The sequence below is a fragment of the Candidatus Electrothrix sp. genome (assembly GCF_052785085.1).
In genome coordinates, this window is record NZ_JALAAI010000124.1 from 1 (window position 1) to 10,697 (window position 10,697).

The 10,697-nt window shown below is 46.6% G+C and carries 12 protein-coding genes and 1 riboswitch; of the genes, 10 read left to right on the top strand and 2 right to left on the bottom strand.

Going from position 1 to position 10,697, the window contains the following annotated elements; translation table 11 throughout:
• Nucleotides 1-174 precede the first annotated feature (174 nt).
• A complete protein-coding gene (locus tag L2082_RS15920; RefSeq protein ID WP_446009827.1) occupies nt 175-1,947 on the top strand; it encodes an N-acetylglutaminylglutamine amidotransferase in 1,773 nt (590 codons plus the stop codon).
• Between the two features lie 61 nt (nt 1,948-2,008).
• Here the strand turns inward: L2082_RS15920 and L2082_RS15925 are convergent, their stop codons facing one another.
• Complete coding sequence (locus L2082_RS15925) at nt 2,009-3,058, bottom strand: homocysteine S-methyltransferase family protein (RefSeq protein WP_446011948.1); 1,050 nt, start codon at nt 3,056-3,058, stop codon at nt 2,009-2,011.
• A gap of 693 nt (nt 3,059-3,751) precedes the next feature.
• Between L2082_RS15925 and L2082_RS15930 the strand changes: the two genes are divergently transcribed.
• Together L2082_RS15930 and L2082_RS15935 are read left to right on the top strand one after the other, a co-directional pair.
• A complete protein-coding gene (locus L2082_RS15930; protein ID WP_446009825.1) occupies nt 3,752-4,933 on the top strand; it encodes a hypothetical protein in 1,182 nt (393 codons plus the stop codon).
• 400 nt (nt 4,934-5,333) lie between these two features.
• Nucleotides 5,334-5,412: riboswitch (cyclic di-GMP riboswitch) on the top strand.
• Nucleotides 5,413-5,499: 87 nt separating this feature from the next.
• A complete protein-coding gene (locus L2082_RS15935; protein ID WP_446009824.1) occupies nt 5,500-5,727 on the top strand; it encodes a hypothetical protein in 228 nt (75 codons plus the stop codon).
• Nucleotides 5,728-6,108: 381 nt separating this feature from the next.
• Here L2082_RS15935 and L2082_RS15940 read toward each other — a convergent pair whose 3' ends face one another.
• Nucleotides 6,109-6,714, bottom strand: a complete 606-nt coding sequence (locus tag L2082_RS15940) for a fibronectin type III domain-containing protein (protein ID WP_446009823.1) — start codon at nt 6,712-6,714, stop codon at nt 6,109-6,111.
• Between the two features lie 993 nt (nt 6,715-7,707).
• Between L2082_RS15940 and L2082_RS15945 the strand changes: the two genes are divergently transcribed.
• From L2082_RS15945 to L2082_RS15975, 7 genes are all read left to right on the top strand, one after another.
• Nucleotides 7,708-7,899 (top strand): hypothetical protein, encoded by a 192-nt coding sequence (locus L2082_RS15945; RefSeq protein WP_446009822.1) that lies wholly within the window; start codon nt 7,708-7,710, stop codon nt 7,897-7,899.
• A 245-nt stretch (nt 7,900-8,144) separates the two neighbouring features.
• Nucleotides 8,145-8,375: an antitoxin gene (locus L2082_RS15950; protein WP_446009821.1), complete on the top strand. Its 231-nt coding sequence runs from the start codon at nt 8,145-8,147 to the stop codon at nt 8,373-8,375.
• The gene (gene vapC, locus L2082_RS15955; RefSeq protein WP_446009820.1) at nt 8,372-8,785 is read left to right on the top strand and encodes a type II toxin-antitoxin system tRNA(fMet)-specific endonuclease VapC; all 414 of its coding nucleotides are present in this window, start codon (nt 8,372-8,374) and stop codon (nt 8,783-8,785) included. The genes L2082_RS15950 and vapC overlap by 4 nt, the downstream gene beginning before the upstream one ends.
• Nucleotides 8,786-9,055: 270 nt before the next feature.
• On the top strand, nt 9,056-9,331 hold the full coding sequence (locus L2082_RS15960; RefSeq protein ID WP_446011949.1) for a type II toxin-antitoxin system RelE/ParE family toxin: 276 nt from the start codon (nt 9,056-9,058) through the stop codon (nt 9,329-9,331).
• Nucleotides 9,297-9,596, top strand: coding sequence for an addiction module antidote protein (locus L2082_RS15965; protein ID WP_446011950.1), 300 nt, complete (start codon nt 9,297-9,299; stop codon nt 9,594-9,596). Before L2082_RS15960 ends, L2082_RS15965 begins: the two co-directional genes overlap by 35 nt.
• A gap of 31 nt (nt 9,597-9,627) precedes the next feature.
• On the top strand, nt 9,628-10,023 hold the full coding sequence (locus L2082_RS15970) for a hypothetical protein (RefSeq protein WP_446011951.1): 396 nt from the start codon (nt 9,628-9,630) through the stop codon (nt 10,021-10,023).
• 44 nt (nt 10,024-10,067) lie between these two features.
• Nucleotides 10,068-10,460, top strand: coding sequence for a hypothetical protein (locus tag L2082_RS15975; protein ID WP_446011952.1), 393 nt, complete (start codon nt 10,068-10,070; stop codon nt 10,458-10,460).
• Nucleotides 10,461-10,697 lie beyond the last annotated feature (237 nt).

The following is a 10,697-nucleotide window of genomic DNA, read 5'->3' on the forward strand; positions in this document are numbered from 1 at the left end:
TGAAGAGAAAGTTAGCTGGACGGCCAGGAAAATAGTCACATTGCTATAGGGAAGAACGCCTGAGTCTCTCCAGAGAGAGCAAAAATGCTCAACAGGCGTATATCGTTGTCGTGTCCGGGAATTGCTGCCCCTTCAGTAACAATCTATACAACGCATTACAAACAAAGAAAAAATATGTGCGGCATCTGTGGCGAACTCAACTTCCAAGGAAAGCCCCCCAACCTCTCTGTTCTGGACCGGATGAAAGGCCAACTTGCTTCACGGGGCCCCAATCAAGCTGGCACCTATTCCAATGGTCCCCTGGCCTTTGGTCACAGGCGTCTGAGCGTTATTGATCCGTCCTATCCTTCCTATCAACCCATGACAGATCATAACCTGGGGTTAACCATTGTATTTAATGGAACCATCTACAACTACCATGCATTACACAATGAACTCAGCAATCTCGATTACTCTTTTTTATCTCAGGGTGATACAGAAGTCATTATAAAGGCCTATGATGCCTGGGGAGAAAACTGCCCTGAACACCTGCACGGCATGTTTGCCTTTGCCCTCTGGGATGAGCGCAAAAAAAGCATGTTTCTCTGTCGGGACCGGATGGGCATCAAGCCCCTCTACTTCAGTTTATTCCCGGACAAGATCCGCTTTGCCTCCAATACGCAGGCCCTGCTTGCTGCTGGCGGGATTGATACCAGTATTGATCCCATTGCCCTCCATCATCACCTTACCCTGCACGCCGTTGTCCCTGCCCCGCGTACCCTGTTACAGGGCGTGCGAAAACTGGAGCCAGGAACCAGCATGACTATTGACCAGCATGGTCAGCATCAGAGCAGGCGATATTGGCAGCTTACAGCACAGCGCCCCAAAGAGAATATAAGCGAGGCAGAGTGGATTGAACGAACTCGTGTTGCGCTCAATACAGCGGTTCAAAACCATTTTACTGTTGCCGATGTACCAGTGGGCATCCTCCTTTCCGGGGGCCTGGATTCCAGCCTTCTGGTTGGCCTGCTCGCTGAGGCAGGTGTTAAGAAGATTCCCACCTTTTCCATAGGATTTGAAGACGCACCAGCAGAAAAGGGCAACGAGTTTGAGTATTCAGACCTGATTGTCCAACACTTCCAGACTGATCATCATCGCTACACCATTGCCAATGATGAAGTGCTGCAATATCTGCCTGCTGCTGTTCAGGCCATGTCTGAGCCTATGGTGGGGCAGGATACAGTGGCCTTTTTTCTGCTCAGTGAACGCGTCTCTCAGACTGTGCCGGTTGTTCAAAGTGGTCAAGGGGCTGACGAGGTCTTTGCTGGCTATTTCTGGTATCCCTTTATGGCCGCTGAACAAGGGGATCTGGTGGATCGCTTCAGGAAATATTATTTTGATCGCAGCCATGCTGAGTTTCTCGAAACCGTGCATCCTGATTATCATGGCAAAGATCATACAGCTGACTGTCTTGGTAAACTGCTTTCTCAACCAGGGGCAGACACGGATATGGACCAGATCCTGCGAATGGATGTCACCACACTGATTGTTGATGATCCGGTGAAACGGGTGGATAATATGACTATGGCATGGGGCCTTGAAGCACGGGTTCCGTTTCTTGATCATAACCTTGTAGAAACCGCCTTCCAGATGCCGCCAGAGGTAAAACTCAAAGAAAACGGAAAGTATCCCCTTAAAATGGTTGCCCGCAATATACTCCCCGCAGCAATCATTGATCGCCCAAAGGGTTATTTTCCAATGCCGGCACTCAAGTATATTCAGGGAGATTTTCTTGACTTCATGCGCGACACCCTGATGTCAAGGCAATGCAGGCAGCGAGGGCTTTTTCAGCCCTCTTATGTAAAAAAAATGTTAGCTGCGCCGGATCAATACATGACACCCTTACAGGGAAGCAAGCTCTGGCATCTGGCCTTGTTAGAGACCTGGCTGCAAACGCATATTGGCTAACTGTGCAAACACTATGAGCAACCCGGTTATCCTCCTCCTTTTATCCCATCTGCGAGTTACATTAAGCCCTGTCTTTCAACGCTTTGATATGTTTCGGTAGTCGGCTATTGCTCCCGTACATAAAGTGATTGTCCATATTCTCACTAAATCTGCTGGCTTCTGTTGTCAAGCCTATGGCTTCTGCCACCTGACGAATATGAAATGGTGCTGCACCACAGCAAACACCAAGATAATGGATGCCAATATCATAGGCTTCTTTGGCAAAATTTCCGATCTCATAACGGTTGCAGTAAAAAGGATCAAGTGCAGTAGGAAAGTTACTCCTGTGGGGAGAAGGACAGGAACAAGAAGAATGGTCGGAAAGCTTGAAAAAAGTCGGCTCTTGTTCACTTGTTCTATAAGGTACGGGCAGGGCTGCTACATGGCATTTAACAGCTTTTCGAATTTCCCGAAGAAATGGCATCATGGTAGCAGGCCCTCTAAAACAGTTCATGCCCACCACATCAGCCCCTCTCTGTTCCAGTTCTTTACAGGTCTCTACGATTGAAATATCGTCCATCATTTTGTTTTCAGCCATTGGGGCTATGGTCAATACTGCTGGCAAACCAGAACTTTTTATTGACTCTAAGGCTTCATAGGCTTCCCCAGCGTAATAAAAGGTCTCACCGATAATAATATCTGCACCTTCATCCACGGCCCAGCCAACCATCTCATCAAACATTACTCGCACTTCACGTTGTTTTTCCTTTTCTTCTGGATGCCAAATATTCGTATTAGAAATATTCCCTGCCATCAGGTTGCCGGGTTTTGATAAGGCAACCTTTTTAGCTATCTTCAAAGCATTTCTATTTAAGGGTTCCAGCAAATCTTCTTTGTTGATAACCCTCATTTTCTCTCGGTGTCCGTTATACGTAAAAGCCTCGACAATGTCGGAACCTGCACGTTGAAAATCACGATGTAATGCTTCCAAGGCCTCTGGAAATTCCAAAGCAACTTCCGGGACAAACTCACCAGCGGTCAAATACCCTCGCCGTTCAAGTTCAAAAAGAAATCCTTCAGCGCAAATTACAGGTCCCTTATCCAATCTTTTCGTTAAAATATCCGATGCCATTTTTTTCTCCTGGAATAATGTTGCTTCACACAGGGCAACAGGTCGTTGCAACTCCTCTTTTTATACCACTTTCACTAATCATTTCAAAGAATGCGAATCAAAAAATAGAAATAAAACGTAACATACTGAGAAACTGCTCTTAAATAAGAATAAAACAGTGCTTTTCAAAATGTTCGTTAGAGGTTCTCGCAAAACACACTTTACCGTACCTATGTGTTTAATCGGGGTATCTCCTTCATTTATCACTGAGGCCCTGAAAAAAAAATTCTGATTTTGTAAGACGAGATCTTATTTCTTTCAAAATTGAAATTATAAGCATAATTATTGGAATTGCATAGCTGTAACATGCGACAATGTAGCACTTTTGTCGCCCTTGCTAACAAAAATGTTGATTTATGTCTATTAATTTTGTAGCTTCTCTGTTTGATACTAACAGATTGTTAACAAACTCAACATACCGTAAATGATTTGCGGCTTGTTCAGGCAGCTGTCGTTTTTGTAGCTTTTTCATAGGAAATGTAGCTGTAAATTCTTGTTATCTTTTTGTCGATAAAAGAAAAATTTTTGCGTAAGCTGCCCGGCCCGACGTTTCTACGGGATCTCTTTCTATCGCCAGGGAAGAACGATTATGTTTCGCCCAGTCCTGGTTGATTATTATTTTTTTCGATGTAACTTGCTGGAGGTACACACATCATGCAGGCAACCCCACGAGAGATAACTGTTCCCTACCGACCGATTCCGTTACCGATTCCAGAGGGAATAAAACCCAATGAATTCTTCAACAGTGCAGAGAATTTACACGATCTGGTGCAGAACAATGGTCTGCTGCACACCCCGGAAAATTTACTCCTCTACCGTAAGGCCCTGGGCCACAGCCGGGAATTTGACACTTCCATCATATATAATACCTCCAAGTGCATTCTTGATCCACTTGGACGGCCTTCACGCCGCACTCAAGTGCCCGATCAGGTGCGGCAGATCTGGAACAGGATGAATCAGATCATCATTTCCTTTATGCTGGAGCAGTATCCTGACCCGGACAAATGGCTGATTCTGGCCGGGGAGGCCAGTCTGGACGCAACCTGGCCTCTGACCTCACCCGGTGTGCCAAGTATCCGCATGCTTCACAATCATTTCATTGTCTTCAGCAAGGAGGAACTGCGGCAGGCGAAACTGGCCGACCCGAACAACCCGAACCTGACCGACGGCGACCAGCACAGTCTGTTTGCTGAGCATATCCCCCATGTATACCGGGAGTTCTTTGCCAAGGCACTTGACCTCGACATCCTGCAGTCGGTAGACAGAGAATCGACCAAGATCGGGGTGACCGGATACCCGCAGGGGCTGCCAAGCTGGGAGGTGCATGGCGGAGTAGCAGCCCTGCAGGATATCCGCTTCTGGCAGGAGTATGATATGGTGCTGAAAGGATTTCTTGACTTCTACCGCACCTTCTTCGGCCAGGTTTCGACCCGCAATACGCCCATGCCGAAGCACGTTTATTTCCCGGAACAAGTCGAGCAGGTGTTGCTGTATAATAATGATTTCCTTAAGACGGTCAAGAAGGTGCGCGACCGCTGCATCAAGGATCCGAAGTATGCCAACAGCATCCGTTGGCAGCCTGCCTTTAAGCAGCTCATTTATCGTAATGATGAGGGTAAGCTGATCGTCACTATCAGCCAGAACTCGGTAGGCAACGCGATTACAGAGCTGCTGGGCGTGGTGGTGAACCGCGTTCCTGATGCTGATGGTTATGCGGAAATTGAGCCGAAGTTGCTGGAGAAGCTTTTTGCCTTGCGGGAGCGGCTGGTTGAGGCGGACCTGGGCGTGCCTATTGAAAATCAGTTCTGGCACGAACAAGGTGCCGAGATGCCATGAGCATGACTGGCATTGTCTACGTCTTCTCTAGATCATTTTTTTTTCATCCGTAGAATCGTATGATCTCCTTCTGCTTGTAAGCGCATCGGAAAAGAGGCAAGGAGAAGGAGATTTCACAGGAACCCCCGCAATCGTAACATCTCTGACACTCGTCCGCATTTGACAAAAGGCGTCGGATTTACCTTCCTGAAGGTACCCTTTTGATTCACCAAGAAATTTGTATTTATCAAGATATGTCATTTCTTCCTTGTGTAAAAAGCGGCCTGCCCCCGTTTTGCACAGAAAATTCGTTCCGGGACAAGGAAAAAAAGCCTGTTGACGAATATGCAAAGGCACGTTAGATTAAGGAGAAATAATTACGTAACGTAATAGTTTTTCGCTTTCTGGGCAGAACCGGAAAGTTGCATAAAGCCACAGCCGTTGCGAGGCGGTGTCGGAAAGTCACGGGTCTCTGGAGGGGAGATGGCCGGGCTACCTGCTTTTACCTTTGCATATCGGGAAGTATGTTATGCGTTCCACCCGAAAAGCTTCCGTTTTCAGGAACATTCCATAGAGTAAAAAGAATAATGACCGTTGAAAAAATATATCAGCAGCATATTAAGTCGATTTCACCTGCGGAACAACTGAAACTTATTTCGCTTATCAGCAGTAATCTTGTTGTTGAATCTCGGATAAAAAGCACAAAGCGGCGGAGTCTTCTGGAATTGGAAGGTTTGGGCGCCGAACTGTGGCAGGGGGTTGACGCACAAAGCTATGTGGATGAGCTTCGAGACGAGTGGAGTGATCGCCCGTGATAGTGCTGGATGACTGTCTTCTGCAGACGTGATTGAGGCGGTGTCGGAAAGCCACGGGTCTCTATGGAGAGACAGCCGGGTTACCTGCTTTTACTTGTACCGGAGGTGTGTTATGAGTTCTTTATTCCATCCAGGTTTGCTTTCTAACTTTCTCGGCGGGTCAGTTGACTGTTGTGACTCTTCGTTTCCATTCCTCATGAAGAAAAAATTCTTAGTTAATAGGGGTCTGTCCCTAATTTAAACCAGGTGCCGAAATGCCTTGAGCATGGCTGGCATTGTCTACGTCTTCTCTAAATCAAATTTTTTTCATCCATAGCATCGTATGATCTCCTTCTGCTTGCAAGTTCATCGGCAAAAGAGGCAAGGAGAAGGAGATTTTCTTTACAACACCGCCGTCACCGTATTGCTCGGTTCACCTTCACCCGTTTTGTTGATGGCAATGACCCGATATTCCAATTCTTTGCTGCGCTCCTGGTTATTGAGCGTAACCTCGGTTTCGATGGCAATCCCGGCCAGTGCCCAGGTGCCGTCTTCGGCCAATTCACGCCGTTCGATCTTATAGGAGGCCGGGGAACCGCCGTCGGCAGGCTTTTTCCAATCCAGGATCAGCCAACCCGTGCCCTGCTCCGGCACTTCAAGGAGTCTCGGCTGTCCGGGCACCTGCAATGCATGAGGCTCGGCCCTGCCGCCCCAGCCCAATTCCGATAATTTGGCATCATCGCCATGCACTGCGTCATCAGCATAATTGAGTATGCTTTTCATATCCGTCGTCGTGTCGTCAAGGTCGGCCTGTTTGGTATCAGTGGCCTGTTTTGCCGCTGCCATGGCCTGCACCTGAGCCTCACGGGATTGGAGCAGCTTGTCCAGCCGGGCCTGGAGTTGATCCGGTGAGACCGGAGGATCGGGGAAGTTGGGATTGTCTCTCAGCCCGGCGATGATCTTCTGGGCCAGGGCTATGACCTTTGCTTCGGTGTTCGGAAAACGCATGTTCAACCCTCCTTGCTCTGATGTTTGTTTCTGTGCCTGAATTACGGTCTATGGGTGTTCATTTGCATGTACTGCTTCGATATCTTTTGATTTTTCCTTGATAAATGTACGTTTAAATCGTCCTGATGTACGTTTAAATCGGGTCGATTGAAGCGTGAATTGATCCGATTTACACTTAAATTGCCTTGATTGAAGTGTGAATCGTCCTGATTCAAGTTTAAATTGGCCTGATTTACATTTAAATCGTCTTGATTGAAGTTTAAAATGGCCCGATTGAAGTGTAAATTGATCCGATTTAAACGTAAATTGCCCTGATTGAAGTGTAAATCGCCTTGATTGAAACGGCAAAATATGCGTTGTTGGCCGCTTCTGGGGCGTTTGTCGTTGCAAAAGCTACGATGGTTGCCAATCCTTGAGCAGGATTAAATGATTAGCTCTTGTTGCTGGAAATTGCAAGGGAAAAATGGTTATTTTTTCTGTTCATATTGATTGCTCTTGAAATTCGAACCCGCAACCCCATCCTGTAACCCGCATGGCTGCGGGGTTCAATTTTGGCCTGTGATACCGAGAAGGATACTTTTCATTGACATTTTTAATTCGACAAGTATCTTTGCTGAATTGAAATCAGTGATGTTTCATCGGAGATTTGTCCCTTATTTATTTTTGGAAATGATAGCTAAAAGATAACTGAATGGCTGGGTATATATGGTGCTTTTTTGTCAACTCTTGTATTTATTCAGAATGTTATTAATTCAAGGCGTCGAATGTTGGTCGAGGTAATATGGGGGTTGAAGGGGGGTACGATGAAAATGATGAAATTGAGTCAGGAATATACGTTATGATTTTAAACCCATCAATTAATACTACAATCCATGTGTCTGGAATTTCTTTTTTGTATCCTTGGAGAAAGTCAAATATCCTCAATATTCTAATTGACAACTTAAAATATAATAGATTTTCTCTTACTTATGGTTGGTCTATGGTGATCTTAAATTGTTCAAATTTGATGATGGTTGCCCTTTGTCTATAGAGCCAGGTAATAGGCATAAGATTTTAATTCCAGATAAAATTATCAATAAGATTTTAGAGGATTCGGTTGATAGAAAAATTATGTTTAGTGTTTCTGATCAGCTTGGTAATGAAGTTCTCTCAAAGCCATATGAACCACCTTCTGAAATTCATTAGACCTCAAGCGAAAAGAATGAAACAAATGTCGCATAACATGTGTTATGTTAATTCCCTCCTTCGCTCTCCGTTTTTTTACCGGGTACATGTTCAAAGCGTGACCCGGTTTTTCTTTGCCATATGAAGAGCATGAGGATGGCGGGGAGTAAGGGATTGAATTTTGCAAAATCCTGGCTGCTTTGTTACAATGTAACATACGCTTTGAAAAAAGATTACTCTGAATATTTTCCTGAGAGAGTTCTGCTATGCCGATCACAGAGGTATTTCAATCCGGTAACAGTCAGGCTGTACGGCTGCCGAAAGAATTTCGCTTGGAAAGCGATGAGGTGGAAATTCTTCAGCGCGGCGATGAGATTATCCTTCGGGAACGCAAAGCCGATGCTGCGGAGATTTTCGATATTTTGACAGGTTTCCCTGATGATTTTATGTCGGAAGGCCGTGTTGACATGCCGCCGCAGGAAAGGGAATCTCTATGACTGCTCCCCGTTATCTACTGGACACCAATATCTGCATTTACATCGCCAAGCATAATCCGCCTGAAGTACGTCAGCGTTTTCTCCTGCATGGGAAAGAAGAACTTACGATGTCTGTCATCACCTTGGGAGAGTTGCGTCATGGAGCGGAAAAGAGTCAATCGCGGGAAAAATCAGTCGCAGTGTTGAATCAATTGACCGCAGCAATCCAAGTTCTGGAGCTTCCTGTTGATGCCGGAATTCGTTACGGTGAAATTCGGGCCGCACTGGAGAAAAAAGGTCAGATTATCGGCAACAATGACTTGTGGATAGCGGCCCATGCGCTTACCGCAGGTTTGATTCTGGTCACCAATAATGCGCGGGAGTTTGCTCGCGTTGACAATCTGACAATTGAGAATTGGACATCCTCGTAACCTGCTTTCCCCGCCATGCCGTAAAATAACCTCACCGAATAAGTTACCCGACTCCTGAGCATGGAATTTAATTCATAAGGCAAGCCGGACATGTCGGGGTCAAATCCCGATTAATCAACCTCTGAGAAATACAGCCCCGAGTCCCCCCGGATTCAGGGCTTTTCTTGTTCCGCCGCCTTCATCTCCTTGGTCTCCCTCCATAACTGTTGACAACACATACCTCGACTTTTTTTATTGGCAATTCGTATCCGATCAGATACAATGAGGCTCATGAACAGTATATTGCGAACAAAAGTATTTGACGCATGGCTCTCCAAACTGAAAGATAATCGGGGGAAAGCGCGGATTATCGAACGGATTCGTTCTGCCGGACAAGGAAATTTCGGTGATTGCAGAACGGTAGGTCAAGGCGTTGTCGTGTACATCCTACTGTGCGGCGGAACAAAACGAGGACAACAGCGCGATATTGCCAAGGCGATAAAAATGACTGAAACAATCACTGCGGAAGATTATGAAAACAAAGAACCTGGAACTGGCACCCTTTGATGCAAGCGATTATCTGGATAATGAAGAAACCATAGCCGAGTATCTGGCTGCAGCCCTGGAAAATTCTGATCCAGATGCTTTTCTGGCAGCTGTCCGCGATGTTGCAAAGGCCAGAGGAATAACACAGATCGCGAAACAGGCCGGGATTGGCCGGGAAAGCCTCTACAAAACGCTCCGACCGGGCGCGCAACCGAGGTTCGACACCGTGCGTCGTTTGGTCGCCGCACTGGGTGTTCGCCTTGATGTGGTCACCACTGCATCCTGATAATACCCCACAAAACAAAGGAGACACCACAATGACCCTGAAATACGAATTCCCCACTGACGAAGATGAGATCATTGAGTTAGCCAAGAACATCATCAAGGGAATGACCGACAACCCGAATTTCCCCAACCCGCCAATCCCCATGTCAGAATTACAGAAGATGCTTGATAAGGCTATTGAGTCAAAAGAGGCTGAAGCTGCTGCCCTGGAAGCAGAGAGACTGGCCACGGAAAAGGCCGAGGCTGCCAGGGAGAAATTGTATTCAGCGCAGCGGAAGATGCGGGAGTATAACAGGAAGCATGGCATCTACGACGACAATACCCCTTTGGTGGCATCGGGCATGCCAGGACTGGCTGACCGTGTTTTTTCGCAGCTTGAGGACCAAGAAGACAATACATTACAGGTGCAGAAGAAGGACAACGACTGATAGCTCGTTGTCTGGAACGAACAGCAGGATACAAAGAGGCCGCAATGGATCAGGAAGACGAATTCCCAACTGACGTAGATGAGGCAATTGAGCTGGTCAAAAATATTATTAAGAAAGCAACCGACGACCCGGATTCTGTGGAACTGGCGGTTCCACTTGAAGAGTTACAGAGGATGCTTGATGAGACTCTCAGGATAAAACATAGAAGAGACCTGGCCAAGGAGAGGGAAAAGCAGGCCAGGAAAAAAGAGCAGGCCGCCTGGGAGGAGTTTTGTCAGGAACAGCAGAAAGCACTGGAGTATGGTAAAAAGTGTGGCATAGACGAGAGCCAGACCAGGATGCTGTTCTCTGGAAAGATTAAGATAGCTAACCGTATCTTTTCGCAGCTTCCCGATCAGGGCGATACATTATATATTCAGAGGAAGGACAAGGCCTGACAATATGCCTTGTTTTTGTAAACCGCTCCCCTCTGCTTTACTCCCGCACTGTTGACATTGCATAAGTCGCTCCTTTATGCATGCGGAATGCACCGAACATCAGGGATACACAGCAATTCCCGGACACGACAACGATATACGCCTGTTGAGCATTTTTGCTCTCTCTGGAGAGACTCAGGCGTTCTTCCCTATAGCAATGTGACTATTTTCCTGGCCGTCCAGCTAACTTTCTCTTCA